Raw genomic sequence first — 26,208 nt, forward strand, 5'->3', positions numbered from 1 at the left:
AAGACGACGAGATGAACATCGAAAAGCCTGCCATCCCGCCGCTTGCGCCCGAGCTGATCGAGCAATTCCGCAAGATCGTCGGCGAGCGCCACGCGATTACCGACGCGAACGACATCGCGCCCTACGTCACCGAGGAGCGCAATCTGTTCCACGGCCGCTCGCCGCTGGTGCTGCGCCCGGGCTCGACGGCGGAGGTCTCGGCTATCTGCAAGCTCGCCTCCGCGCACAACATCGCGCTGGTGCCGCAGGGCGGCAACACCGGGCTCGTCGGGGGACAGACGCCGCACAACGGCGAGGTGGTGGTGTCGTTGCGCCGCCTCGACAAGATCCGCGAGGTCGATACCGCCTCCAACACCATGACCTGCGAGGCCGGCGTGGTGCTGCAGATCGCGCAACAGAAGGCGGCCGAGGCCGACAGGCTGTTTCCGCTGTCGCTGGGCGCCGAAGGCAGTTGCACCATCGGCGGCAATCTCTCGACCAATGCCGGCGGCACCGCCGCGCTGGCCTATGGCGTCGCCCGCGAGATGGCGTTGGGCCTTGAGGTGGTGCTGGCCGACGGCCGCGTGCTCAACACGCTGTCGAAGCTCAAGAAGGACAACACCGGCTACAATCTGCACAATCTCTTCATCGGCGCGGAAGGCACGCTCGGCATCGTCACGGCGGCGACGCTGAAGCTGTTTCCGAAGCCGCGCGCGATCGAGACCGCGTTCGTCGGCCTGAAGTCGCCGGACGCGGCGTTGAAGCTGCTGACGATCGCGCAAGGCGAAGCCGCCAATGCGCTGACGAGCTTCGAGCTGCTGTCGGAGATGGCGGTGGATTTCTCGGTGCGCCACGGCATCGACGTGCGCGATCCGCTTCAAGCGAAGCATCCCTGGTACGTGCTGATGGAATTGTCTTCTCCGGGCGAGGACGCCCGCACGCCGCTGGAGACGATCCTCGCCCGCGCCATGGAGGAGGAGATCGTCGACGACGCGGTGATCGCCGCAAGCCTCGCCCAGCGCGGTGCGTTCTGGAAGCTGCGCGACGAGATGTCCGCGGCGCAGAAGCCGGAAGGCGGCTCGATCAAGCACGACATCTCCGTGCCCGTCGCCGCCGTGCCTGCCTTCATCGCCGAGGCCGATGCCGCCGTGGTGAAGCTGATCCCCGGCGCGCGGCCGGTGCCGTTCGGCCATCTCGGCGACGGCAATCTGCACTACAATGTCAGCCAGCCGATCGGTGCCGACACCGCGGATTATCTGGCGCGCTGGCACGAGGTGAACGCGGTGGTGTTCGAGATCGTGCTGCGCATGGGCGGCTCGATCTCGGCCGAGCACGGCATCGGCGTGCTCAAGCGCGACGAATTGCCGGAGGTGAAGGACAAGACCGCGATCGAGCTGATGCGCTCGATCAAGGCCATGCTCGATCCGAAGGGCATCATGAATCCGGGGAAGGTGCTGTGAGCGCATCGCTTGCGATCGAAGCGATCACCGATGCCGATGTCGAGGGCGTCGTCGCGCTGTGGCAGCGCTGCGGCCTGACGCGGCCCTGGAACGATCCGCATACCGACATCGCGCTGGCGCGGCGATGCGACAATTCCACCGTGCTGGTCGGCCGCGCCAATGGCGCAGTCGTCGCGACAATCATGGTCGGCCATGACGGCCATCGCGGCTGGGTCTATTACGTCGCGGTCGATCCCAACTGCCAGAAGCGCGGGTTCGGCCGCCTCATCATGGCGGCCGCCGAGGACTGGCTGCGGCGTGAGGGCATCGCCAAGCTCCAGCTCCTGGTCCGGCGCGAGAACGCGCAGGCCAATGCGTTCTATGGCTCGCTGGGCTTCGAGCTATCGACGTCCGTGATGTTCCAGAAGTGGCTCGACGGCCGCGCGACCACGCCAAGCAACTGAGATCCAGCCATGACCATTTCCGATCGCGTCCGCATCAAGGACGTCCGCGTGCTCTCGGACAATTGGACGCCGCTGAAGACCACCACGTTCGAGTACCGCCGCGCCAATGGCGAGTGGCAGACGCAGCACCGCGAGACCTACGAGCGCGACAATGCCGCCGCGGTGCTGCCCTATAATCTCGCCCGGCGCACGGTAATCCTGGTACGCCAATTCCGCCTGCCGGCCTTCATCCGCGGCTACGACGACCTCCTGATCGAGGCCGCCGCCGGCGTGCTCGACGATGCCGCCCCCGAGGTGCGCATCCGCGCCGAGGCCGAGGAGGAGACCGGCTATCGCCTGCACGACGTCCACAAGGTGTTCGAGGCCTTCATGAGCCCCGGCGCCATCACCGAGAAGCTGCATTTCTTCGTCGCCGAATACGAGCCTGAGATGCGCGTCAGCGACGGCGGCGGACTCGAACACGAGGGCGAGGACATCGAGGTGCTGGAGCTTTCGATCGACGAGGCGCTGGCGATGATCGCCGACGGCCGCATCATCGACGCCAAGGCGATCATGCTGCTGCAATATGCGGCGCTGCATGTTTTCAGGTAGGTGATGCTGGCTTGTTCCCTTCTCCCCTTGTGGGAGGTGGCGCGAAGCACCCGGATGAGGGGTCTGTCTCCGCGACTACAAGCGATCGGACTCGCGGAGACAGACCCCTCATCCGTCTCGCCGCTAACGCGGCGAGCCCCCCTCTTCCACAAGGGGAGAGGGAAAGCGCAGCGCTGGCCCCAGCTTGATTGCAATCCTGTCCTGCGTTCTTCCGCCCCCGTTGAGCAACCCCGAAACTATCTCTAGTCTGGGCCCAACCAAGAACCAGGAGACGCGTCCATGTCCGCTCCGCGCGACGACGAATTCGGCTTTGCACCCGATTACGACTCCCCCGTTCCCTACATGCAGCGCACGCGCGATTATTATGCGGCGATCGGCTACACCACGCCGTATCGCTGGGCGCATTACACCGAGGCGCCGTTCGAGCCGCTGAAGAAGCCGCTGGCAAAGTCGCGCGTCACCATCATCACCACGGCCGCGCCGTTCGATCCGGCCAGGGGCGACCAGGGGCCTGGCGCGGCGTATAACGGCAGCGCGAAATTCTACCAGGTCTATGACGGCGACACGTCGAAAGAGCACGATTTGCGCATCTCGCACATCGGCTACGACCGCAAGCACACCTCGGCGACCGACAGCGGCACCTGGTTTCCGCTACCGCAGCTGTTGAAGGCGAGTGCTGCGGGTCGCATCGGCGAAGTCGCCCCGCGCTTCTTCGGCGCCCCCACGAACCGCAGCCACCGCGTCACGCTCGACACCGACGCGCCGGAGATTTTTTCGCGTTGCCTCGCGGACGCGGTGGACGTCGCGGTGCTGGTGCCGAACTGCCCGGTCTGTCACCAGACCACGGCGCTGGTGGCGCGGCATCTTGAGCGCAACGGCATCCCGACCGTGATCATGGGCTGCGCCAAGGACATCGTCGAGCACGCGGCCGTGCCGCGCTTCTTGTTCAGCGATTTCCCGCTCGGCAATTCCGCCGGCAAGCCGCAGGATGTCGCCTCGCAGGCGCAGACGCTGGAGCTCGCGCTCACGCTGCTGGAGACGGCGAGCGGTCCGCAAACCACGATGCAGTCGCCGCTGCGCTGGAGCGAGGACGCCTCCTGGAAGCTCGACTACAACAACGTCGCGCAGCTCAGCCCCGAGGAGCTGGCGCGCCGCCGCGCCGAATTCGACAAGCAGAAGGAGATCGCGCGCGGCAACCGCGCCGCCTGACGTCCTCCAATGATCTAGACGAAAAGGGAGAGCGACGTGACGCGACCGTTCGAGGGCGTGAAGATCCTGGACTTTACCCAAGTGCTTGCCGGCCCCTATGCGAGCTACCAGCTCGCGCTGCTCGGCGCCGACGTCATCAAGGTCGAGCGGCGCGAGGGCGAGGACATGCGCCGCACGCCGCTCAGCCGCGAATGGGCCGAGCGCGGGCTCGCGCCGGCGTTCCAGGCCGTCAACGGCAACAAGCGCAGCCTGACGCTCGATCTGCAGAAGCCGGAGGCAATCGCGATCGTGAAGAAGCTTGCCGCGCAGGTCGACGTCGTCATGGAGAATTTCCGTCCGGGCGTGATGGACAAGCTCGGCATCGGCTACGAGGCGCTCTCGGCGATCAATCCCAAGCTGATCTATTGCGCGGTCTCCGGCTTCGGCCAGACCGGCCCGGACCGCCTGCGGCCCGGCTATGACGGCAAGATGCAGGCACTGTCGGGCATCATGGCGATCACGGGCCATCCCGAGACGGGACCGACGCGCGCCGGCTTTGCGGTCTGCGACGTGCTGTCGGGCGCCACCGCCGCCTTCGGCGTGTCGAGCGCGCTCTATCAGCGCGACCGCACCGGCCAGGGACAGCTCATCGACGTCTCCATGCTGGAGGCGACGCTGGCGTTTCTGTCCGGACAGATCGCGGACTGGTCCGTGGCCGGCCATCGGCAAGAGCTCTCGGGCAACCAGGCGGTGAGCCGCAGGACCACGGCGAACTTGTTCAAGTGCGGCGACGGCCACATCCTGCTCGCGGTCAACAACGAGAAGCAATACCGCGCGCTGATGAGCGCGCTCGGCCGCGAGGACACGCTAACCGATCCGCGGTTTACCGACTGGTTCGCCCGCAACGAGAACGAGCCGGCGCTTCGCGCGATCATCGAGGAGGCATTGGCGCAACGCCCGGCACGTGAATGGGAGACGATCCTCGAAGACGCCGGCGCGCCCTGCGCCAGCATCTGGAAGGTCGAGGAGGTCATCGATCATCCGCAAATTGCCGCGCGAGGTGCCATTCAAGAACTGGACACGCCCTACGGCCCGCTCCGCTTCGCCGGCAGCGGCTTCAGGCTCGCGCATGGCGGCGGCAGGCTGGACCGGATGGCGCCGGAACTGGGCGCGGATACCGATACCGTGCTGGGCGAGCTCGGATTCGATGCGGCGGCGATTGCGGGGCTTCGGGCAAGAGAGATCGTGTGAGGTTTGACGCCTCACTCGCATCGTCGACGGGGCAGCGGAGTGAGGGGCGGCACCGCGGCTAGAACAACGACCCCTGCCCGTCGTCCGATGACACAGCCGCCACCTTCCGCGCCTTCTTCGGCTTGGCCGCCTCTGCTTCCGCCTCGATCTCCTCGGCGCTGATCGGCAACACGAGCTGCTCGTCGTCATTGGCGACACGGTTGACGCGGGTGGAGACGGCGTGCCAGGCGAATTCGCCGACGCGCGGAGCGGTCATCAGCGGCAGGATCGCGTCCACCTCGTCGCCGCTTGTGTCGAGCCAGCGCTCGAAATCGCGCGGACTGATGGTCACGGGCACGCGGTCATGCAGCGCGGCGAGGTCCTCGCTTGCGGCGGCCGTCACGATCGCGACTGTGTCGAGCTCCTCGCCGTTCAGCCCGAGCCAGGTTTCGAACACCGCCGCAAAGCCAAGCGGCTCGCCGTCGGCGCGGTGGATGAAGAAGGGCTGCTTGCGGCCGGCTTCCGTCTTCCACTCGTAATAGCCATCGGCCGGGATCAGGCCGCGCCGGCGGCGAATCGCGGTCTTGAAGGCGGGCTTCTCCAGCACGGTCTCGGAACGCGCGTTGATCAGGAGCGTGAACCCGCGCGGATCCTTGACCCAGCCCGGCAGCAAGCCCCAGCGCATCAGGCGGAAATGGCGCGCGCCGTTCTCGACCAGCACAACCGGAATCGGTTGCGTCGGAGCGACATTGTACCGGGGCGGGAAATTCGGCTGCTCGACATAGCCGAACAGTTGCCGCAAAGCCGCGGGGGCGGAAGTTATGACGAAGCGTCCACACATGACTGGGTGTCTATATAGGGCCCGTTCAGGTCCTTTTAACCCCGAACGTTAACACTGCGGCAGATGAGCTCAACGGCCTCCCAACCCGCGCGGACGCACGTACAGACGGGCCCCGAGGCTGAGGCCTGGGCTGAGCGTCTGCGCGTGGCCAATATCAATCCGCGGACGGGGCTTGCCACCGACTATCTCAACCATTTCAATGAAGCCGTGATGCTGCTCGAGATGGTTCCGGACATGCCGGAATGCGCCGAGGACTTCCTGACCTGGACGCCGCTATCCTATGCCGAGCATTTCACGGCGTCGAATTTCAAGGCGCGGGATTTGGCAATCGAGGCTTATGAGAAGGCCGATCCCAACGTGCGTGCCCAGTTCGACCACATCACCGATACCATGACCTCGATCCTGACCGCCGTCGGCTCGGCCATGCGCGAGGTCGAAAAGGACTCCACCCGTGTCCGCCTCGCCGAGCAGGCGACCCTCTGGGTCAAGCCGCTGATCGCGGCCTGCGGCGGCATCATCAATGGCGGCACGGAAGCCGACGTCGATACCATCATGGCGAACTCGGCCGGATAGGTGAAAGATTGGCCGCGGTCGCCCAACCCACGCACCCCCAGCTTGCAGTCAGCGCGGCGATCTTCCGGGACGGCAAGGTGCTGCTGGTCCGGCGGGCCCGTTCGCCTGCCAAGGGGTTCTATTCGCTGCCGGGCGGGCGGGTCGAATTCGGCGAATCGCTGCATCAGGCCCTGAGCCGCGAGGTCGACGAAGAGACCGGCCTTCGCATCAGGATCATTGGTCTCGCCGGCTGGCGCGAGGTGCTGCCGGCCGCCGCCGGCGCCGGCCATTATCTGATCATGTCGTTTGCCGCCCGCTGGGTTGCCAACGAACCGGCCCTGAACGACGAGCTCGACGATTATCGCTGGGTCGCGCCGGACGCTCTCGGCGGCCTTGGCGACCTCAAGCTGACCGGAGGGCTGGAGGAGGTCATCCAGTCCGCCCACCGGCTGATAGGGACCTGACGGCCCGCCTTGCGTCCACAGGCTCCAGGGGGCATACAGCCGCCGATGACCCCGCGCTTTCTGGCCGTTCTTGCCGTGATTCTTGCCTGCGCCTCCGTGCCCACGAAGGCCCAGGACGGGGCGGCCCCGTTCGACGGCGAATTGCAGCGGCTGGCCGAGATCCTCGGGGGCTTGCACTATCTGCGCGGCATCTGCGGGGCCAATGAGGGCAACAAATGGCGCAACGAGATGCAGGCGCTCATCGATGCCGAGACCCCCTCCGGGGAGCGCCGCACCCGCATGATCGCCGGATTCAATCGCGGCTATAACGGTTTTCAGCAAACCTACCGGAGCTGCACGCCGGCCGCGACGGTGGCGATCCGCCGCTACATCGAGGAAGGCTCGAAGATCTCGCGCGATCTCACGGCGCGCTACGCGAACTGAGCTCTCTCGTGTCATTTCGGGGCGCGACGCAGTCGCGAACCCGGAATGACAGAGGCGATCGACTCGAGGCCCGGCTGGAACCTCGTCACCGAGTTTATTCACAGCCGTTAACCGTTCTTAAAGATGTGGCCTAGCGGTCGTTAACGACCGTGCTACACCTCCTGCACAGCGCATCGCCGTGGATCGCGCCCCAGCCCTGACCGAGTTTCATGAGCCAGCCGATTTCCTACGCACCCGCCCGCGCGCCACTGCCCGACCATGAGCAGAAGCAGGCAGCCCTGAGCTATCTGAACGAGGCCTGGGCCGAGGCGCGCCATGACGGCGTCGACGGCGACTGCCTGGCGCAGGCGAGCCTGTTCGCGGCCTTTGCCGAGCTCGTCGGCACCTATGGGGAGGACGCGGTGGCGAAATTCGTCGAGGGCTTTCCCGGCCGCATTCGCAACGGCGAGTTCTCGGTCGGCATCTCCAGGCAGTAAGCCCACCGAAAATGACCCCGCCACGCGGGCGGGGCCAGTCGACGGATGAATGACTTTGCGAAAGTCGTCGCGAAGCCCACGGCGATTTATCGCACGGAAACCGTTTCCAGCGGACAAGCATTAGTCTCGCGATGGCCGGGAGATATTCCCGCTGCGATCGGGAACGCGCTCCCTTATGGCTCGACCTTGAGGGTCGCTTTCATGTTGGGATGATAGCGGCAGTAATAGTCGATCGTTCCCGCCTTCTTCAAAACGAAGGTCGCCGATTTCTGCGGCGGTAGCATCACATCGAAATCGCCGTTCTTCGCCGTAGCAGTGTGGGCGAAGACATCCTTGTTGATCCATTCGATGGTGTCACCGACCTTCGCCGACATATCGGCAGGTGAGATCACGAGATCCTCCATCGTGATCCGAATGGTCGCGGCATGCGCCGGGACGACCATCGACAGGAAGACGACCGCAAGCGCGGTCGAAGCGAGGCGTCCCGGCTTCATCTCTCGCTCCCTATTTCAGCTCGGCCGCAACATGCTCGGCGTGCTGCTGATGGCCCCGGAAAATCTTCAGGCCGGTCTGCAGCAGGCTCTTCAGCTCCGCGTTGTTCGCTGAGGGAATGAGCTGCGTCTCCAGCGCGCCATTGACCGCCTTGTGGTAGGCAACCTCGTTCGCGACATAAGCCTTGTCGAACGCTGTACCGTCGAGCTTGTCGAGCTCGGCCAGCTTGTCGCTCGCCTGCCTGGACAGCGCCTTGCTGGCCTCGTTGTCTTCAGGCGTGACGTTCAGCTTCTTGACGAGTGCGAGCGCCTGCTTGTTGACCGCCTCGTGGTCGCGGAGCATGTCTTCGGCGAACGCCTTCACGTTCTTGCTTTTGGCCTTCTTTTGCGCCTGCTTGGCGGCATTGATATCGATGACGCCCGCGGTGTAGGCGATATGTGCAATCTGCGGATCGGTGGGCTTGTCGGCTGCGCTCGCCTTTTGCAGCAGGACGGGACTCGACAACATGATCGCTGCGGCGGCTGCCGCGCTCCATCGGATCAACATGGCTTGACACTCCTGTGAGGCCGGAGATTTCCGGCGGTGCTTGCACAGGTTGGATGCCAAATACGAGCGAACGTTCCCGGAAAAGTTACGCGCCGACGCCAAGGCGCCTGAGCACGGCCTCGGTCAGGCGCTCGCAGCGCCGGCCGGCGAACGGAAACGCATCCATGATCACCGGCCCGATCTTCTTCTCGACGTTCTCGCGCAGCAGCGTGCGCGCGCGGTGCAACCGTGTCTTAACGGTCTCCGGTTTGATACCGAGCAGCTCGGCCGTCTCCTCCATGCTCATGCCCTCCATTATTCGCGCGGTGAAGACCATACGATAGGCCTCGGGCAATTCGTCGACCGCCTGTTCGACGACGCGCTGGATCTCGCGTTGGGCCATGGACTTTTCCGGATCGGCTGCGGCGGAAGAAAGGGGGAACTGGATGATTTCCGCTTCGAGCGTTGCCTCCGGCACCGACTCCAGTTCGACCTGCGGCTTTCGATTGCGTAAGCGGCCGAGCGCCTCGTTGATCGCAATGCGCGACAACCACGTCGATAGCGCCGACTCGCCAAGAAAGCCGTCGAGACGGGTGAAGGCGCGAACATAGGTTTCCTGCACCACGTCTTCGGCTTCGCTGTCGCTGCGCAGGATTCCGCGCGCCAGGCGATAAAGCCTCCGGTTGTTGGCCTGCATGATCTCCCGCAAGGCGGTCTCGTCCCGGCGCCGCGCGCGGTCGATCAGTGCGGCCTCCATTGTCCTGGCGCCGGCGGACGGGCCGGCTGCGGTCCCTGGCATGGCGGCTACCTATCTCCATTCGTTCCCGACATTGGATGCAGGCTGGCCGAAAAGGTTCCGGGTTTTCTTTCGCCCTGATGGATCAGGGTAAGCAAACCTAATCCGTCTCGATCGGCAGTGTCGGATCTCTCGCCCATTCGCCCATCGAGGCGTCGTAGAGCGTCAGCTCGTGGAAGCCGAGTTGGGCCAGCAGGAACAGATCGATCGTCGCCGAGATGCCGCCGCCGCAATAGCAGATCACGCTCTTGTCGCGCGTGACGCCCTGGGCCGCGAATTTGGCCTCGGCATCTGCAAGCGTCGTCAGCGTCTTGTCGGCGTTCACGAGCGTTGCGGCAGGAACGTTGACGCTGCCGGGCACGCGACCCGGCCGGCCATAGCGGCTCGGTTCGAGGCCGCGGTGAAACTGCGGCCCGAGCGCGTTGACGATGACAGCCGCGGGATCGCCGATCCGCGCCAGCACGGTGGTCTTGTCGATGAAGAAGCCGGCGCGCGGCGTTGCCTTGAAGGTCGTCGCCGGATAGCCCTTCGGGGCACCTGTTTCGACCGGCCGCCCCTCCTCCTTCCATTTGTCGAATCCGCCATCGAGCACGAGCGCATCGATGCCGAGCGCGCGCAACATCCACCAGAACCGCGTCGCCCACATCATGGTGCCGATGCTGTATAGTACGATGGTCTTGGACGCGTCGACCCCATGACGGCCGAAGGCGGCTTCCAGCTGGGCGACGTCGGGCATCATGTAGAAGTGTTGCGACGAGGCGTCCGAGAACTCGCCTTGCAGGTCGAGGAAATCGGCACCGGGGATGTGGCCGGCTGCGAAGGTCTTGTCGCCGGGCACTGCGCGATAGGGCACGTCGCTGCCTGGGGGCACCGGCTCGTTATAGGTCGTGCAGTCGTAGAGGCGGAGATTGGGATCGCCCAGGATGGCGGCGAGCTGGTCGGTGGTGATGAGGCCGGCTGGCTGGGACATTGGATTACTCTCCCGTTCGAGAGGGAGTGTAAGCCTCTCCCCTCGTCATTGCGAGGAGCTCTTGCGACGAAGCAATCCAGACTGCCTCTACCGAAAATTTTCTGGATAGCGTCGCTGCGCTCGCTGTGGCGGGGGATGGTGCGTTCGTCCCCCGACAGAAGAGCCTACGGCTTCAGCGTCTCCAGAAACCGCACCGCCTCGCCCTGCGAGGGGGTCACGAGCTCGCCCTGCCACATCACGCGCCGGCCGCGGATGAAGGTGCCGACGGGCCAGCCGGTGACGCGGACGCCGTCGTAAGGCGTCCAGCCGGCCTTGGATGCAACCCATTTGTTGGTGATGGTCTCGCTGCGCTTCAGATCGACGATGGTGAAGTCGGCATCGTAGCCGGCGGCGATGCGGCCCTTGCAGGCCATGTTGTAGATTCGCGCAGGACCGGCGCTGGTGAGGTCGACGAATCTCGCCAGCGACAGGCGGCCGGCATTGACGTGATCGAGCATGAGCGGCACCAGCGTCTGCACGCCCGTCATGCCCGAGGGCGAGGCCGGATAGGTCTTCTGCTTCTCTTCCAGCGTATGCGGCGCATGGTCGGAGCCCAGCACGTCGATGATGCCCTGCTCTATGCCGCGCCAAATGCCGGCGCGGTGATCGGCGCCGCGCACCGGCGGGTTCATCTGCGCCAGCGTGCCGAGCTGCTCGTAGCATTCGGGGGCGACCAGTGTGAGGTGATGCGGCGTCGCCTCGCAAGACGCGACGTCCTTGTGGTCGCGCAGGAACTCGATCTCTTCCTTGGTCGAGATGTGCAGCACGTGGATGCGCTTGCCGGTCTCGTGCGCGAGCTTGACCAGGCGCTGTGTCGCAATCAACGCCGCGGTCTCGTCGCGCCAGACCGGATGCGAACGCGCATCGCCTTCGATGCGCTGCGATTTGCGATCGTTGAGGCGATATTCGTCTTCGGCGTGGAAAGCGGCGCGGCGCTGGATCACCTGGAATATGCGACGCAGGCTTTCGTCGTCCTCCACCAGGAGCGCGCCGGTCGAGGAGCCGATGAACACCTTGACGCCGGCGCAGCCCGGCGCGCGCTCGAGCACCGGCAGGTCCTGCACGTTCTCGCGGGTGCCGCCGATGAAAAAGGCGAAATCGCAATGCATGCGATGATGGGCGCGATTCACCTTATCGGTGAATTCGGCGTCCGTCACCGTCAGCGGCGCCGTGTTGGGCATTTCGAACACGGCGGTGACGCCGCCCATCACGGCGCTGCGCGAGCCGGTCTCGAGGTCTTCCTTGTGCGTCAGCCCGGGCTCGCGGAAATGCACCTGCGTGTCCATCACGCCGGGTAGGATGTGCAGGCCCTTGCAATCGATCACCTCCGCGGCGCTGCCTTGCGACAGCGGGCCCAGCTCGGCGATGCGACCTTCCTTGATGCCGATATCGCGAACACCCTCGCCGTCCTGGTTGACCACGGTGCCGCCCCTGAGAATCACATCGAAACGCTGGCTCATGGCTGAAGGCCTCTCTCATCCCCAAGCGCAGGGCTCGAGGTCTTGTCGTTTATGCGTTGCGGGCTTACGTTCCGGAGCAACATGTCGCAAGAGATTTTCGCATGAAATCGGCGTTTCTTCCGGACCGGGGCGTGGTCAAGGTCGCGGGCGAGGATGCGCGCAACTTCCTCAACGGCCTCATCACCACCGACCTCGACAGGCTGAAACCGGGCCTGGGGCGATTCGGCGCGCTGCTGACGCCGCAGGGCAAGATCATTGTGGATTTCCTGATCACGGAGGTGCCGGCCGGCCATGGCGGCGGGTTCCTGATCGATTGCCCCAAAGCGCTGGCGGACACCCTCGTCACCAAGCTGAAATTCTACAAGCTGCGCGCCAAGGCCACGGTGGACAACCTCTCCGGCGATCTCGGCGTGCTCGCAGCCTGGGACGGCCAGCCCACGGCCCAACCGGACCTCGCCTTCGCCGATCCGCGCAACGACGGGCTCGGCTATCGCATCCTGATTCCGGAAGACCTCAAGACGAAGCTGTCTGATCTCATCGGCGCCGAGCTGGTCGATCCCGCCGAATACGAGGCACACCGTATTGCGCTCGGCGTGCCCCGCGGCGGGCTCGATTTCATGTACAGCGATGCGTTCCCGCACGAGACCAACATGGATCGTCTTGCCGGTGTCGATTTCGACAAGGGCTGCTATGTCGGCCAGGAGGTCGTCTCGCGCATGCAGCATCGCGGCACCGCGCGCACGCGCAGCGTGAAGGTGCTGCTCGACGGCGCGTCGCCCGAGCCGGGCGCGACCATTCTCGCCGGCGACAAGCCGGTCGGCACCATCGGCTCGAGCGCCGGCGGCAAGGGCATTGCCCTGGTGCGCATCGACCGCGTCGCCGAAGCGCTCGATGCAGGCCAGCCGCTCACCGCTGGTGGGCTGCCTCTGACGCTCGCTGAACCTGACGTCGTTCGAATCCCAGCCAAGCAGCCCATCACATGAGCCGCGCCGCCCGCCTGCATCCCGATGGAAAGACACGCTGTCCCTGGCCCGGCGAAGATCCGCTTTATGTCGCCTATCACGACACCGAATGGGGCGTGCCCGAGTACGACGACCGCGCATTGTACGAAAAGCTGATGCTCGACGGCTTCCAGGCCGGGCTGTCGTGGATCACGATCCTGCGCAAACGCGATAATTTCCGCGAAGCCTTCGACGATTTCCAGCCGGAGAAGATCGCGCGCTACAACGCCAAGAAGGTTCATGCGCTGATGAACGATGTCGGCATCGTGCGCAACAAGGCGAAGATCGACGGCGCGATCCTGAGCGCGAAGTCGTATCTCGACATCATGGAGAAGGGCCCGGGCTTCTCGAAGCTGCTGTGGGACTTCATGGACGGGAAGCCGCTGGTCAATCATTTCAAGACCACCGCGAGCGTGCCGGCCTCGACGCCGCTATCGGTACAGATCTCCAAGGAGCTGTCCTCGCGCGGTTTCAAATTCGTCGGCCCGACCATCGTCTATGCCTTCATGCAGGCCACCGGCATGGTCAACGATCATCTCGTCGACTGCCATTGTCACGCGATCTGCGGCAAGACCCGGCGCAAGCCGCGCCTCAAGGCCAAATGACGGCGAAGAAGACCGCGCGCGATGCGCCGTCCCGCGCCTGGCAGCGCATGCTGTCGGGCAGACGGCTCGATCTGCTCGATCCCTCCCCGCTCGACATCGAGATCGCCGACATCGCGCACGGCCTTGCCCGCGTCGCGCGCTGGAATGGGCAGACCATAGGCGCGCATATCTTCTCAGTCGCGCAGCACACGTTGCTGGTAGAAACCGTGCTGCGGCATGAGATGCCGCGGGCCGATCAGCGCATGCGGCTCGCCGCCCTGCTGCACGATGCGCCGGAATATGTGATCGGTGACATGATCTCGCCGTTCAAGGCCGTGCTCGATGGTCATTACAAGGCGGTCGAGAAGCGGTTGCTCGGCGCCATCCATATCCGCTTCGGCCTCCCAGCGGAGCTGCCTGAGGAAATCACGCTGGCGATCAAAGCCGCCGACCGCGGCGCCGCTTACCTCGAGGCAACCGAGCTCGCCGGCTTCGGCGAGAGCGAGGCCAAGCGCCTGTTCGGCAAGGATCCAGGCCTGTCCGACAGCGTCCGGCGCGACTACTTGACACCCTGGACGGCGGCTCGCGCAGAGAAGCAGTTTCTGGAGCGGTTCGGCGCCGTGTTTGCGTAGGCCCTGCCGGCGCACTGCGCCGTACCCCACCATCCTTCCGCGTTTGCGGCTAAGCGGCGGACATGCGTCCGCCTTCGCTTTTTGAGCTACGGCGACAAGTCGCTTTGCTCACCCTACTGTCCCTCGCTATAATTGCCGGCAAAAAGGTCCGCCATGATCCACGTCTGTTCCCTCGCCGCGCTTCCCGAGACTGTCCGAATTACGGGCGCGAGCCATGTGCTCACCGTGATGGCCAATGTCGAGCAGGTGGCACGTCCGGTGTCGGTGCTGCCGGCCAACCACCTCAAGGTGTCGATGGATGACATCACCGAGGAGATGGACGGTTTCGTCGCGCCATCGGAGACGCATATCGAGCAGGTGCTGAATTTCGTGCGCGGCTGGGATCGCTGCGCGCCTCTGGTGGTGCATTGCTATGCCGGCATCAGCCGCTCCACCGCAAGCGCGTTCGCAGCCGTCTGCGCGCTGAATCCGGATCGTGACGAGGTCGAGATCGCGAGGAAGATTCGCGCGGCGTCGCCGATCGCCTCGCCGAACCGGCGCATCGTCAGCCTTGCCGATCGTGCACTGGGGCGCAACGGCCGCATGCTGCGCGCGCTCGACGAGATGGGCCCCGGCGCGATGATGGTGGAAGGCCGCCCCTTCGTGATCGAGCTCGAATGAGAATTGCATCGAATAGCAGCCGCAGCGGGACTGCGCCCGCTTTCCCGCTTACGGGAGGGGGTGTCACCTCATTGCGAGTCCCCAAGACGCGAGAGCCCTCACCCGCACCTTCGGCGCGACCTCTCCCGCTCGCGGGAAAGGTGCAGCGAGCCCGCGGAGAGAGCCGCTCAGACAACCTGCACCGACGCATCTCTCTCTCAGGCGCGATCGTCATCGCATGAGCGACCAGCTCCTGACGCCGATCGAGATTGGCCTCACCGCCGCGATCGTCGCGATCGAGAACCACGAGCCGCTGATCCTGACCGCACGAGGCGCCGACGGGCTTGCCGGCCTGCCGTTCGGCCCTTTCGATGCGGTTAGCCACCGCACCTTCGAGATTGGCCTGCGCGCCTGGGTCGAGGAACAGACGGGCCTGCGGCTCGGCTACGTCGAGCAGCTCTACACCTTCGGCGATCGCGGCCGCCATGCCGAGGCCGGCGACACCGGGGCACATATGGTGTCGATCGGCTATCTCGCGCTGACGCGACCTGTGGACGGCGAGCTTGCTGCAAACGCGGCGGGCTTCGCGCCATGGTACCGCTTCTTCCCCTGGGAAGACTGGCGGGACGAGCCGCCGGGGATCATCTCCCGCGACATCATCCCGGCGCTGACGAAGTGGGCCGAGGAAGAAACGCCGGAGACGACACGCGCGCTGCCGCGGAAGGATCGCGTGCGGTTCTATTTCGGTCTCGACGGCGCGCCCTGGGACGAGGAGCGCGTGCTCGACCGCTACGAACTGCTGTACGAGGCCGGGCTGATCGAGGAGGCGCGGCGTGATGGACGCCCTGCGGCATTGGCGCGCAAGGCGATTCCCCCGCTCGGGACCTCGATGCGGTTCGACCATCGCCGGATCCTCGCCACGGCGATCGCGCGTTTACGTGCAAAACTGAAGTATCGCCCTGTCGTCTTTGAACTATTGCCGGCTGAATTCACACTTACGGAACTGCAGTATACGGTCGAGGCGATCTCCGGCCGGCATCTGCACAAGCAGAACTTCCGCCGCCTGGTCGAAATGGAGGCCTTGGTCGAACCGACCGGGGTCATGTCGACACAGACGGGCGGACGGCCGGCGGCACTCTATCGCTTCCGCCGCGAGGTGCTCCAGGAGCGGCCCGCGCCGGGCTTGCGCGTGCGGTCCCGGCGCTAGATCCTGTTACTGTGGTACCGGCCTCTGCCCCGCCGGTGGCCTGGAGGCTTCATGTTCGACGGTCCGTTTGACGTCTTCGCGTTGATCATTGCGATCGCCGCCTTCTTCATCGCGATCAAGGCCTCGAGCCAGGCGGCCGATCTGCGGCGACGGCTGAGCTCGTTCGAAGAGGTCCTTCACGCGCAGCGGCCGGTGCAGCCGCCGCCGCTCGCCCCTGTTTGGGAGCAGGCGCCCGCCACCACCACAACGGCCGCCCCAGAGCCGCCCCCGCTTGCGCCCGAACCCGAACTGGCGCCGCCTCCGCCCCTTGCCGAAGATGTTTCCCCGCCCCCGCTGGAAGCCAGCCTTGAAGCCGGCGCACCGCCGCCCGTGCCGGCGCCCGCACCCGGCTTCGAGGAGCGGCTCGGCACCCGCTGGGTCGTTTGGATCGGCGGCCTTGCGCTTGCGCTCGGTGGCTTCTTCATGGTGCGCTATTCGATCGAGGCCGGCCTTCTCGGTCCCGGCGTGCGCGTATTCCTCAGCGGCCTGTTCGCACTGGCGCTGCTCGGTGCCGGCGAATGGACGCGGCGCAAGGAGAGCATCTCGAGCCTCCAGGCGTTGCCGATCGCCAACATCCCTGCAATCCTCACCGCGGCCGGCACGGCGGTGGCCTTCGCGACCATCTATGCCGCCTATGCGCTGTACGAATTCCTCGTGCCCGCGACGGCCTTCGTGCTGCTCGGCCTGGTCGCGCTCGGCACGCTCGCCGCAGCGCTGCTGCATGGCCCCGCGCTCGCCGGGCTCGGCGTCGTAGGCGCCTTCGTGACGCCTATCCTCGTCTCCAGCGGCAAGCCAGACTATTGGGCACTCTATGTTTATCTTGCGATCGTGACAGCGGCGAGCTTCGGCCTTGCCCGTATCCGGCTGTGGCGCTGGCTCGCGGTGACCACCATCGTCTTCGCCGTGCTGTGGACCTTCCCGGGTCTCGACGCCGCCGAATTGCAGGTCGCGCCGCACGCCTTCCATGTCATCGCCGGCTTCCTGCTCGCCGCGCTGCTGGTCGTCTGCGGCTTCATGTTCGGGCCCGGCATCGACGATGGCGAGATCGAGCCGGTCTCGTCGAGCGCGCTCGGCGCTTATCTGTTCGGCGCGATGCTGATCGTGCTCTCGAGCGGACACGCCGATCTCGCGTTGCTTGCCTTCACGCTGCTGGTCGCCGGAACGCTGTTCGTCGCCTGGCGCGCGCCGGCGGCCACCGGCGCCCTTGGCGCGGCCGCCGCGACCGTCTTCATCGTGTTCGCCGAATGGGCGGTGCGCGCCAATCCCGATATGCTGGTGCTGCCGGGCGGCGCCATGCCCGGCATCGGGCCGACCGCGACCGGCAGCGCGGTGACGCTGCATCTGGTGATGGCCGCGATCTTCGCGGCAGGCTTCGGCATCGCGGGTTTCCTCGCGCAAGGCCGCTCGAATTCGGCAATCATCCCGGTGGTGTGGTCGGCAACGGCAGTTGCGATGCCGATCGCAATTCTGGTCGCGCTCTACGCACGCATCGCTCATCTCGACCGCTCGATCCCGTTCGCGATCGTCGCGGTGCTGCTTGCCGCCGCCTTCGGCGCAGCGACCGAAGCGCTCGCGCGCCGCGAGACCCGACCAGGCATCGCGATCTCCACGGCCCTGTTCGCGACCGGCACGCTCGGCGCAATGGCGCTGGCGCTGACCTTCGCGCTGGATAAGGGTTGGCTGACGATCGCGCTGGCGCTGATGTCGCTCGGCACCGCCTGGATCTCGATGCAGCGGCCGATTCCGTTCCTGCGCTGGCTCGCCGCTATCTTGGCCGGGCTCGTCACCGCGCGCATCGCCTATGATCCGCGCATCGTCGGCGACGCCGTCGGCACCACGCCGATTTTCAACTGGCTCTTGTGGGGCTACGGCGTGCCGGCCGCATCGTTCTGGGCTGCGAGCATCTTCCTGCGCCGCCGTGCCGACGATGCGCCGCTACGCATGGTCGAGACCGCCGCGATCCTGTTCACCGCCCTGCTCGCGTTCATGGAGATTCGGCACTTTGCGGCGGGCGGCCGCATGACCGTGCCCCCCTCCCTGCTCGAGTTCGCGCTGCAGGTCTGCATCACACTCGCGATGGCGATCGGGCTGGAGCGGTTGCGGCTGCGCAGCCACAGCATCGTGCATAATGTCGGCGCGGTGGTGCTGACGGCGATCGGCGGGCTGATCAGCGTGTTCGGCCTCCTGATCATGGAGAATCCCCTGCTGTGGCGCATCGACGTCGGCGGCGCCGTGTTCAATCTGCTGCTGCTGGGCTACGCGCTGCCGGCGGTACTGATGCTGCTGCTGTCGTATGCTGTCGTCGGCGAGCGCGGCAAGGTCTACGCCAACACTATTGCGGCTGGCGCGCTCGTGTTCGCGCTCGCTTATGTCACGCTGGAGATCCGCCGCTTCTATCACGGTCCGATCCTGTCCACCGGACCGACGACGGGCGCGGAACAATACACCTATTCGATCGGCTGGCTCGCCTTCGGCGTTGCGCTGCTCGGCGTCGGCATCCTCGTCAATTCGGAGCGTGCGCGGCTGGCCTCGGCCGCTGTGATCGCACTGACGATCCTGAAGGCCTTCGTGATCGACATGTCGACGCTGACAGGCGTCTACCGCGCGCTCTCATTCATGTGCCTCGGCGTCGTGCTGGTCGCGATCGGCTGGCTGTACCAGCGCATCCTGTTCCGGCGGCAGGCCGCACCGCCACCGGCTGCGCAAACGGGCACATAGAGCTCCAGGCGAGGTTCCACCTCTCCGGAGCGGGGAGAGGTGAAGAACCGAAATGCCTTGCCTTTAGGTCGCGCGAACCGATTCCAGGAACTGCGCGACTTCCACCTTCAGGCGAGTGCTGTCGGTCGCAAGCGACTTCGCTGCCGACAGCACTTCGGCCGAGGCAGAGCCGGTCTCGATCGCGCCGCGCTGCACGTTGGTGATGTTGGACGACACCTCCTGCGTGCCGACCGAGGCTTGCTGCACGTTGCGCGAAATCTCCTGCGTCGCCGCGCCCTGCTCCTCGACGGCGGCCGCGATGGCCGAGGACACCTCGGACAGCCGCTCGATGGTGCCGCCGATCTCCTGGATGGCGCTGACCGATTCCTGCGTCGCGGCCTGGATGCCGGACACCTGCGCCCCGATCTCGCCCGTCGCCTTCGCGGTCTGCTCGGCGAGCGCTTTGACTTCGGAGGCGACGACGGCGAAGCCGCGGCCGGCCTCGCCGGCGCGTGCCGCTTCGATGGTCGCGTTCAGCGCGAGCAGGTTGGTCTGGCCCGCGATGGTGTTGATGAGCTCGACGACGTCGCCGATGCGGGAGGCGGCCTGCGACAGCGCGTTGACGCGCTCGTTGGTCCGCGCCGCCTGCTCGACGGCTTCCGCCGCCATCCGCGCCGAATCCTGTACGCGGCGGCTGATCTCGGTGATCGAGGAGGACAGCTCCTCGGAGGCGGACGCCACCGCCTGGACGTTGGTGGAAGCCTCCTCCGACGCGGCCGCAACGACGGTCGCGAGCTCCTGGCCGCGCTGCGCCGTGCCGCTGAGCGTAGCGGCGGAAGCCTCGAGCTCGGTCGAGGCCGACGACACGGTCTCGACGACCTCGCCGATCATGACCTCGAAATTGCGGGTGATGGCATCGACGCGGCGGCCGCGTTCGATCTTGGCCTCGGCGTCGCGCGCCGCCGCCTCGTCGGCGGCCTTCTTGGCGATCAGCGCGTCCTTGAAGATCTGGAGCGCATCCGCCATCGCACCTATCTCGGTCTTCTCGCCGCGATGCGGCACCTCGGCCGAGAGGTCGCCTTGGCCGAGTGACTGCATCGGCTTGATGATCGAGGCGATGCCGCGGGAGACGTCGCGCACGAGATAGTAGGCGGCGGCGATCGCGATAGCGACGGCTGCAACGATGATACCGACGAGCAAGCGGAAGATGGTGGCGTAGCTGTCGGCCGCCTGCTTCGTTTCAGCTTCGGCGCCGCTGTTGTTGAGCTCGATGCTCTTCAGCAGCAGCGGATCCGCCGCCTGCGCCATCTTCGCGACCTTGGTCTGCAACAGCTCGTTGGCATCGGTCGGAAAGCGGCCGGGGCTCTTGCGCGACAGCGCCATCGTCTCCTGAACGCCGTTCAGGTATTCGGCCCATGCCTTGGTCCACTGCTGGTAGATCGAGCGCTCCTCGGGCAAAGTGATGAGCGCTTCATAGACCTTGCGCGTCTTCTCGATGCGCTCGCGCAGCGGAGCCATGCGTTTCTCAGCGGCGTCCTTGCCTTCAATGCTCTCCTGCATCAGGTGTAGCCGCAGGACGACGCGCAGTTCGTTGATGTCGGCGCGCATCGAGCCAAGCGCACGCACGCTCGGCAGCCAGCTCTCCGCAATCTCGACTGTATGGGCATTGATGTTCTGCATCGTGCCGATCGCCATCACGCCGACACCGGCGAGGGAGAGCACGAGGACCGACAGCACGGTCAGCAGCTTGAAAACGATCGACAACTTCGACATCACGATAACCCCGGTAGCACCAGCAACGCGCAAATCACCTGCGCCGCAATCGTCGCGGCGGACGACAGGGCGGGGGTCATTCCAACGATGCTGGCTGGTTCTTATCCCGTGAGATTGCGCCTATAATTGCAAACAGGCGTTAACAGGAACCTACGTAAAACTACGGCTCGTGCCCGGTCGACGGCCATCTTCGCTGCAATCCTCTGTTGCAGCCGCAGGGAAATCCTCCGCCCTAATGCGGATGCGTCGTAGCATTCGCCCGGATCTGCCGCAGCACGTCGCCGTCAGGCGGCGCGCACGGTGGAGAGAAATTTGCCGACCTCGAGCTTGAGGCGCTGACTGTCGCCGGACAGCGATTGCGCCGCCGCCAACACCTGCGCAGACGCCGAGCCAGTCTCGCTAGCGCCGTGCTGAACATCGGTGATGTTGGACGACACCTGATGCGTGCCTGCCGCCGCCTGCTGCACGTTGCGCGAAATTTCCTGGGTAGCGGCGCCCTGCTCTTCCACCGCGGCTGCGATGGTCGAGGAGATCTCCGACAGCTTCTCGATGGTATGGCTGATGTCCTTGATCGCGCCGACCGAATGATCGGTCGCGGTCTGGATGCTGGCGATCTGCTGCCCGATCTCGCCGGTCGCCTTCGCGGTCTGCTCCGCAAGCGCCTTGACCTCCGAGGCGACCACGGCAAAGCCGCGTCCCGCCTCGCCGGCGCGCGCGGCCTCGATGGTTGCATTGAGCGCAAGAAGATTGGTCTGGCCGGCGATGGTGTTGATCAGCTCGACCACGTCGCCGATCCGCGCTGCGGCGGCGGAAAGGTCGCCGACACGGTCGGTCGTGGTGCGGGCCTGGCTCACCGCATCGCCCGCGACGCGGGCGGACTCCTGCACCTGCCGGCTGATCTCGGTGATGGACGAAGACAGCTCCTCGGTCGCCGATGCCACCGATTGCACGTTGGTGGAGGCTTCCTCGGAGGCGGCAGCAACCATCGTGGTAAGCTCCTGTCCACGCGCCGCAGTCGACGTCAGGGTCGACGCAGATGCCTCCAGTTCGGTCGCGGCCGAGGATACGGTATCGACGATTTCACCGATCGCGGCTTCGAAGCTGTCGGCGAGCTTGTGCATCTCGGCCTTGCGTTGCGCAGCCGCAATCTGGTCTTGCCTGATCTTGGCTTCGGCCTCCTCGCGCGCCTTCTGCTCGGACACGAGCTTGAACTTTTCGACTGCCGCGGCGACGCCGCCGACCTCGTCCTTGCGGCCGAGACCGGGCAGCACCACCGAGAAATCGCCGCCGGCAAGCTTATCCATCGCCACGGTGAGCGCGCGGATCGGCCGCGCGACGGTCAGGAACGACATCAGCCAGGAGCAGACGAGCACGAGCGCAGCGAAGGCGCCGACCAGGATCGCAAGTTGCTCGCTTGATCTCATTTGCGCCGCGGCCAAGGCATTCTTCTCCTCGGATTTATGTCTCGCGTGGTCGGCGATCTGGCCGATCACCACGTCGAGCTCGCCGGCAATCGGCAGAGTAATCTCGCGTGCCATGCGGATGGCGTCTTCGTTGAGCTTTGCAGCGCGCGTGGCGCCGTCGGCACCGCTCGCGGCCACAGCTTCGCCGCGGACGCGCGCGATCTGCTGCGCAGCCTTTTCGTAGTTCGCGGCCAGCGATCTGAGTTTCTCGATCGGAGCCCGGTTCTCCATCTCGTGAGAAAGCTTCAGCATCTCATCGACCAGAAAACTGGTCGATTTCTGCTGCTCGCCCAGGTTCTGGGTGGCTTTCTGGATATCGGCCGGGCTGTTGGCGAGACGAATGTCTCGTACCGCAAGCTGCATGCCGCGAACTGTTGCCTCGGCCTTCACAGCGTCGCGTGCGATCTGCTGCTGGGCAAGTGCGCTTTGGCTGGTTTCGCGGATGCTCGCATTGCCAAGCGTCTGGCTTGCGATCATGGCTCCGACCAGGAGCACGCCGAGAGCCGAAGCGATCGCCAGCTTGGTCCCGATCTGCAAATTCTGTAAGAGGCTGAACATCGGTACGTTTCCCCCGAAACGAGCTGCCAAGTCGTTGTTGGCCGCCTGGACCTTGATCGTCGTCCTTACCGCGAAGCTAACGGTCAGAGTTCCATCGTTAGGTTAACGAGATCCCTCGCACAAATACCTACATTTTACGCCAAATGATTGAACGCGACGCGGAGTGATCTCGCGCTGGTTGTAAATTGCAGCTTGAAGTGAGGTCTAGGAAGCTTTGCATCCGACGGTCTCGCCGATGAGGGTGACGCGAAAGACCGGGTTCTTGTTCTCGTCGATCAGCTCCATGCACCACTCGGCGTTCGGCTTCAGGCCGCGCGCGATGCTGCCGAGCAGGTTGGCGCAGACCTCCGTCATCTCGGTCCAGGCGGCTGCGCGATCCTCGAATTCGTAGGGCTGATCGGCGGCGCCGGAATAGCGGCCGGTGCTGATACGGAAGAAATACAGCGACATCGTTCGACCCTTGCGTGGCACCGCCCCGGCCGCACGCAAACTGAGGCGCGAACAGCTACCAACCCGTGAACGCCGCTGTCCGTATGACTACGGCGGCAGCTCCGCGCTGGACGAATGTCATTGAGGAAGCAGCGACTGCGCGGCAACGCCAACTCACTGAGTCGAGCGACGCAGCTCCAGCGGGGCCTCGGTCTTCGCGGGCTCCGGCTTCACCGGCTCGAGCCGGCTACTCTCGACACGCGGGGTTTCGACACGCGCGGCGACTTCGGTGTTGGCCGGGCCGACCGAACCGGTGCGATCCGAATTCCGCGGCGAGCGCGGGCGCGCCGTTGCACGCGCCATCAGCATCTGGTTGCCGCCCTGGTGGCGGAAGTCGCAATAGGCGAAGCCCATGCCGGATACCGAGCCGCGGAAGCTGCGATCATCGGTCTTTTCCAGGTTGAAACAGGGCTCGAACGGAATGCCCTTGATCGAGGCGCAGACGTTCTGGCCGCGGATCTGGAGCGTGTTGCCGGGCAGCCGGAGATGTTTGACCGGTCCTGCGCCCGAGAACTGCACGGCGCCGGCGGCGCCGAGATCGTCGAGAATGCGGCCTGCACCGCGGGTGCCATCGAAGCAGGTAAAGGCGAACACCTTGCCGGCCACGAAGCGGCGCGCCTCGTCGGCGTTCATGCTTCCAGCAATGGCCGGCGCAAACGTTGCTGCCGCCGTGACAGCCCCCAACACAATACGCGCAAGCATGCTCAACTCCGAACCCAACCCCGCAGCGGGCGATGCCTTATCTCTTTACCCGCTGCTTACCATACGAACCATGGCGACATTGAAGCAGCTTGGTTGGTAAAGTCTGAACGTCGTTAGACAATTTTTACCACGATGCGGCCGCGGACCTCCCCGGCCAGGATTTTCGCGCCCCAATCCGAAACCTCAGACAACGGTATTTCCTTAGTAATTTCAACGAGCTTTGTTCGATCCAGATCGGATGCCAGGCGCTGCCAGGCGGCCTTTCTGGGCTCAATCGGGCACATCACGGAGTCGATGCCGAGAAGGCACACTCCTCGCAAAATAAACGGCGCCACCGAGGACGGCAGGTCCATGCCGGCGGCCAGACCGCAGGCCGCAATCGCTCCGCCGTACTTCGTCATCGAGAGCAGATTCGCGAGCGTGGTCGAGCCGACGCTGTCGACACCGCCGGCCCAGCGCTCCTTGGCGAGAGGTTTTGCCGGTGCCGACAATTCGCTGCGGTCGATGATCTCGGCTGCTCCCAGCTGCTTCAGGTAGTCGGCCTCGGAGGCCCGGCCGGTCGAAGCGATGACGTGATAGCCAAGCTTGGCGAGCACGGCGATCGCGACCGAGCCGACGCCGCCCGCAGCACCCGTCACCACGACTGGACCGCTCTTCGGCGAGATGCCGTGTTTCTCGAGGGCCAGCACCGCGAGCATTGCAGTGAAGCCGGCGGTGCCGATCGCCATGGCGTCGCGCGCCGACAGGCCTTGCGGCAGGGCGACCAGCCAGTCGCCCTTCACCCGCGCCTTCTCGGCATAGGCGCCGAGATGGGTCTCGCCCATACCCCAGCCGGTGCAGACCACCTTGTCCCCTGCCTTCCACTGCGGATGCGATGAGGCTTCGACTGTGCCGGCGAAGTCGATGCCGGCGATCATCGGGAAGCGGCGCACCACCGGCGCCTTGCCGGTCAGCGCAAGGCCGTCCTTGTAGTTCAGCGTCGACCATTCGACCCGGACGGTGACGTCGCCGTCCATCAGCTCGGCTTCATCGAACTGCGTGAGCTGCGCGGTGGTGCCCTTGTCCGCCTTGTCGATCCGGATTGCCTTGAATGTGGCCACGACTGAACTCCCTGACTTGCTTGTCCGGATTGTTTAGCCGATCAGGCCGGCTGTGCAACCGCTCGCTCGACGGGTTTCTCCACAATCGGAAGATTGATCAGCGCGGAAAGCACGCCGAACAGGATCGAGAGCCACCAAATCGGCGTATAGGAACCGAAGCGCTCGAACACGATGCCTCCAAGCCAGACGCCGAGAAAGCCGCCGACCTGGTGGCTGACGAAGGCAAAGCCATAGAGCGTCGCAAGCCAGCGCGTGCCGAACATCAGCGCCACCAGCGCCGAGGTCGGCGGCACCGTCGACAGCCAGGTCAGGCCGGAAATCGCGCCGAATGCGATCGCCGAGAACGGCGTGATCGGGAACGAGATAAAGGCCAGCGTCGCCAGCGCGCGGGTGAAATAGATGGTGGAGAGGATATAGCGCTTGGGCAGATGGTTCTGGAGATAGCCGACGCTGAGCGAGCCGATGATGTTGAAGAGGCCGATCGCCGCAATCACCCAGCCGCCGGTTTGCGCGGAGATGCCGCGATCGACCAGAAACGCGGGCAGATGCACGGTGATGAAGGCGAGTTGGAAGCCGCAGGTGAAGAAGCCGAGCACGAGCAGCACGTAGGAGCGATGGCCGAAGGCTTCGGCCAGCGCCCTGGTGAAGGTCTGCTCATCAGCGGCCGTCGCCTTTGCTGATTCTGCGACCGGCGGTGTCGAGAGCGCCAGCGACAGCGGGATGATCAGCAGCATCAGGAAGCCGAACACGGACAACGCCTGCTGCCAGCCGAAATTGTCGATGAGCGCAACGCCGATGGGCGCGAACAGGAACTGCCCGAAGGAGCCTGCTGCGGTGCCGGCGCCGAGCGCAAGGCCGCGCTTCTCAGGCGGCAACAGCTTGCTGAACGCCGACAACACCAGATTGAACGAACAGCCGGCGAGCCCAAAACCGATCATGACGCCGGCGCCGATGTCGAGCGACAGCGGGGTCGTGGAGTAGCGCATCAGCAGCAGGCCGCCGGCATAAAGCAGCGCGCCGACGCACATCACCCGGAAGAGGCCGAAGCGATCGGCGACCGCGCCTGCGAACGGCTGGCCCAGCCCCCACAAGAGATTCTGCACGGCAATCGCGAGGCCGAACACATCGCGGCCCCAGCTGAATTCGTGACTCATCGGCTGCACGAAAAAGCCGAGCGCCGAGCGCGGGCCGAAGCCGAGCATGCCGATCGCACAGCCGCACAGAATGATGACGGCCGGGGTACGCCAGTTGGAGGAACGCGAGGCCGGAGCGAGTTCGCCGATCTGTGTCGACATGGTCTTCCTCGTCTGTCATTGGCGGGCCTGCAAAATCAGCAGCCGCAGGAGGGCCCGTTTAATGCATCTGCATGGAAAGCCCAAGTCAAAAGGAGACCCG

At 65.3% G+C, this 26,208-nt stretch carries 27 protein-coding genes; 15 read left to right on the forward strand and 12 right to left on the reverse strand.

All coding sequences use genetic code 11. The annotated features are described in order from the left end of the window. Nucleotides 1–11 precede the first annotated feature (11 nt). The 5 genes from ASG57_RS05635 to ASG57_RS05655 all read left to right on the forward strand — a co-directional run bounded on the left by ASG57_RS05635 (nucleotide 12) and on the right by ASG57_RS05655 (nucleotide 4,912). Nucleotides 12–1,439, forward strand: a complete 1,428-nt coding sequence (locus ASG57_RS05635) for an FAD-binding oxidoreductase (RefSeq protein ID WP_057195832.1) — start codon at nucleotides 12–14, stop codon at nucleotides 1,437–1,439. Further along, nucleotides 1,436–1,882 (forward strand): GNAT family acetyltransferase, encoded by a 447-nt coding sequence (locus tag ASG57_RS05640; RefSeq protein WP_057195833.1) that lies wholly within the window; start codon nucleotides 1,436–1,438, stop codon nucleotides 1,880–1,882. The genes ASG57_RS05635 and ASG57_RS05640 overlap by 4 nt, the downstream gene beginning before the upstream one ends. Before the next feature lie 9 nt (nucleotides 1,883–1,891). Then, nucleotides 1,892–2,473 (forward strand): NUDIX hydrolase, encoded by a 582-nt coding sequence (locus ASG57_RS05645; RefSeq protein ID WP_057195834.1) that lies wholly within the window; start codon nucleotides 1,892–1,894, stop codon nucleotides 2,471–2,473. Between the two features lie 279 nt (nucleotides 2,474–2,752). After that, the gene (locus ASG57_RS05650; protein WP_057195835.1) at nucleotides 2,753–3,682 is read left to right on the forward strand and encodes a glycine reductase; all 930 of its coding nucleotides are present in this window, start codon (nucleotides 2,753–2,755) and stop codon (nucleotides 3,680–3,682) included. 36 nt (nucleotides 3,683–3,718) lie between these two features. Continuing rightward, nucleotides 3,719–4,912 carry a CaiB/BaiF CoA transferase family protein gene (locus tag ASG57_RS05655; protein WP_057195836.1) on the forward strand — a complete coding sequence of 398 codons (1,194 nt, stop codon included), beginning with the start codon at nucleotides 3,719–3,721 and terminating at the stop codon, nucleotides 4,910–4,912. Between the two features lie 58 nt (nucleotides 4,913–4,970). Here the strand turns inward: ASG57_RS05655 and ASG57_RS05660 are convergent, their stop codons facing one another. After that, nucleotides 4,971–5,732, reverse strand: a complete 762-nt coding sequence (locus ASG57_RS05660) for an SOS response-associated peptidase (protein WP_057195837.1) — start codon at nucleotides 5,730–5,732, stop codon at nucleotides 4,971–4,973. A 63-nt stretch (nucleotides 5,733–5,795) separates the two neighbouring features. Here ASG57_RS05660 and ASG57_RS05665 point away from each other — a divergent pair, with 63 nt between their 5' ends. From ASG57_RS05665 to ASG57_RS05680, 4 genes are all read left to right on the forward strand, one after another. Next, on the forward strand, nucleotides 5,796–6,305 hold the full coding sequence (locus ASG57_RS05665; RefSeq protein WP_024341555.1) for a hypothetical protein: 510 nt from the start codon (nucleotides 5,796–5,798) through the stop codon (nucleotides 6,303–6,305). 8 nt (nucleotides 6,306–6,313) lie between these two features. Further along, the gene (locus tag ASG57_RS05670; protein ID WP_057195838.1) at nucleotides 6,314–6,748 is read left to right on the forward strand and encodes an NUDIX hydrolase; all 435 of its coding nucleotides are present in this window, start codon (nucleotides 6,314–6,316) and stop codon (nucleotides 6,746–6,748) included. Between the two features lie 45 nt (nucleotides 6,749–6,793). Beyond that, the gene (locus tag ASG57_RS05675; protein WP_024341553.1) at nucleotides 6,794–7,171 is read left to right on the forward strand and encodes a TIGR02301 family protein; all 378 of its coding nucleotides are present in this window, start codon (nucleotides 6,794–6,796) and stop codon (nucleotides 7,169–7,171) included. Nucleotides 7,172–7,380: 209 nt separating this feature from the next. After that, nucleotides 7,381–7,647: a hypothetical protein gene (locus ASG57_RS05680; protein ID WP_024341552.1), complete on the forward strand. Its 267-nt coding sequence runs from the start codon at nucleotides 7,381–7,383 to the stop codon at nucleotides 7,645–7,647. A 173-nt stretch (nucleotides 7,648–7,820) separates the two neighbouring features. Here the strand turns inward: ASG57_RS05680 and ASG57_RS05685 are convergent, their stop codons facing one another. The 5 genes from ASG57_RS05685 to ASG57_RS05705 all read right to left on the reverse strand — a co-directional run bounded on the left by ASG57_RS05685 (nucleotide 7,821) and on the right by ASG57_RS05705 (nucleotide 11,929). After that, nucleotides 7,821–8,141 (reverse strand): cupredoxin domain-containing protein, encoded by a 321-nt coding sequence (locus tag ASG57_RS05685; protein ID WP_057195839.1) that lies wholly within the window; start codon nucleotides 8,139–8,141, stop codon nucleotides 7,821–7,823. Nucleotides 8,142–8,151: 10 nt separating this feature from the next. Then, the gene (locus tag ASG57_RS05690) at nucleotides 8,152–8,685 is read right to left on the reverse strand and encodes a DUF4142 domain-containing protein (RefSeq protein WP_057195840.1); all 534 of its coding nucleotides are present in this window, start codon (nucleotides 8,683–8,685) and stop codon (nucleotides 8,152–8,154) included. Nucleotides 8,686–8,770: 85 nt separating this feature from the next. Continuing rightward, nucleotides 8,771–9,463 (reverse strand): RNA polymerase sigma factor, encoded by a 693-nt coding sequence (locus tag ASG57_RS05695; protein WP_057195841.1) that lies wholly within the window; start codon nucleotides 9,461–9,463, stop codon nucleotides 8,771–8,773. 97 nt (nucleotides 9,464–9,560) lie between these two features. Next, nucleotides 9,561–10,430, reverse strand: coding sequence for a sulfurtransferase (locus ASG57_RS05700; protein ID WP_057195842.1), 870 nt, complete (start codon nucleotides 10,428–10,430; stop codon nucleotides 9,561–9,563). 164 nt (nucleotides 10,431–10,594) lie between these two features. Then, nucleotides 10,595–11,929, reverse strand: coding sequence for a dihydroorotase (locus ASG57_RS05705; protein ID WP_024341547.1), 1,335 nt, complete (start codon nucleotides 11,927–11,929; stop codon nucleotides 10,595–10,597). A gap of 101 nt (nucleotides 11,930–12,030) precedes the next feature. Between ASG57_RS05705 and ygfZ the strand changes: the two genes are divergently transcribed. The 6 genes from ygfZ (at nucleotide 12,031) to ASG57_RS05735 (ending at nucleotide 18,749) form a co-directional block, all read left to right on the forward strand. Then, entirely contained in the window at nucleotides 12,031–12,912 is an 882-nt protein-coding gene (gene ygfZ, locus ASG57_RS05710; protein WP_057195843.1) for a CAF17-like 4Fe-4S cluster assembly/insertion protein YgfZ, read from the forward strand. After that, nucleotides 12,909–13,535, forward strand: coding sequence for a DNA-3-methyladenine glycosylase I (locus ASG57_RS05715; RefSeq protein ID WP_057195844.1), 627 nt, complete (start codon nucleotides 12,909–12,911; stop codon nucleotides 13,533–13,535). The genes ygfZ and ASG57_RS05715 overlap by 4 nt, the downstream gene beginning before the upstream one ends. Then, the gene (locus ASG57_RS05720; protein ID WP_024341544.1) at nucleotides 13,532–14,146 is read left to right on the forward strand and encodes a YfbR-like 5'-deoxynucleotidase; all 615 of its coding nucleotides are present in this window, start codon (nucleotides 13,532–13,534) and stop codon (nucleotides 14,144–14,146) included. Before ASG57_RS05715 ends, ASG57_RS05720 begins: the two co-directional genes overlap by 4 nt. 153 nt (nucleotides 14,147–14,299) lie before the next feature. Continuing rightward, the gene (locus ASG57_RS05725) at nucleotides 14,300–14,806 is read left to right on the forward strand and encodes a tyrosine phosphatase family protein (protein ID WP_024341543.1); all 507 of its coding nucleotides are present in this window, start codon (nucleotides 14,300–14,302) and stop codon (nucleotides 14,804–14,806) included. A gap of 217 nt (nucleotides 14,807–15,023) precedes the next feature. Further along, nucleotides 15,024–15,992, forward strand: a complete 969-nt coding sequence (locus ASG57_RS05730) for an NUDIX hydrolase (RefSeq protein WP_057195845.1) — start codon at nucleotides 15,024–15,026, stop codon at nucleotides 15,990–15,992. A gap of 51 nt (nucleotides 15,993–16,043) precedes the next feature. After that, a complete protein-coding gene (locus ASG57_RS05735; RefSeq protein ID WP_057195846.1) occupies nucleotides 16,044–18,749 on the forward strand; it encodes a DUF2339 domain-containing protein in 2,706 nt (901 codons plus the stop codon). A 63-nt stretch (nucleotides 18,750–18,812) separates the two neighbouring features. Here the strand turns inward: ASG57_RS05735 and ASG57_RS05740 are convergent, their stop codons facing one another. The 6 genes from ASG57_RS05740 to ASG57_RS05765 all read right to left on the reverse strand — a co-directional run bounded on the left by ASG57_RS05740 (nucleotide 18,813) and on the right by ASG57_RS05765 (nucleotide 26,108). Then, complete coding sequence (locus ASG57_RS05740; protein ID WP_057195847.1) at nucleotides 18,813–20,501, reverse strand: methyl-accepting chemotaxis protein; 1,689 nt, start codon at nucleotides 20,499–20,501, stop codon at nucleotides 18,813–18,815. A gap of 284 nt (nucleotides 20,502–20,785) precedes the next feature. Beyond that, a complete protein-coding gene (locus tag ASG57_RS05745) occupies nucleotides 20,786–22,522 on the reverse strand; it encodes a methyl-accepting chemotaxis protein (RefSeq protein ID WP_057195848.1) in 1,737 nt (578 codons plus the stop codon). A gap of 204 nt (nucleotides 22,523–22,726) precedes the next feature. Further along, nucleotides 22,727–22,972, reverse strand: a complete 246-nt coding sequence (locus ASG57_RS05750) for a DUF6894 family protein (RefSeq protein WP_057195849.1) — start codon at nucleotides 22,970–22,972, stop codon at nucleotides 22,727–22,729. A 153-nt stretch (nucleotides 22,973–23,125) separates the two neighbouring features. Continuing rightward, nucleotides 23,126–23,713, reverse strand: a complete 588-nt coding sequence (locus ASG57_RS05755) for a hypothetical protein (RefSeq protein WP_057195850.1) — start codon at nucleotides 23,711–23,713, stop codon at nucleotides 23,126–23,128. A gap of 113 nt (nucleotides 23,714–23,826) precedes the next feature. Next, on the reverse strand, nucleotides 23,827–24,813 hold the full coding sequence (acuI, locus tag ASG57_RS05760) for an acrylyl-CoA reductase (NADPH) (protein ID WP_024341536.1): 987 nt from the start codon (nucleotides 24,811–24,813) through the stop codon (nucleotides 23,827–23,829). Nucleotides 24,814–24,854: 41 nt separating this feature from the next. After that, nucleotides 24,855–26,108, reverse strand: a complete 1,254-nt coding sequence (locus ASG57_RS05765; RefSeq protein WP_024341535.1) for an MFS transporter — start codon at nucleotides 26,106–26,108, stop codon at nucleotides 24,855–24,857. Nucleotides 26,109–26,208 lie beyond the last annotated feature (100 nt).

Origin of the sequence: Bradyrhizobium sp. Leaf396 (assembly GCF_001424605.1) — a bacterium.
In the GTDB taxonomy this organism is placed as follows: Bacteria; Pseudomonadota; Alphaproteobacteria; order Rhizobiales; family Xanthobacteraceae; genus Bradyrhizobium; species Bradyrhizobium japonicum_C.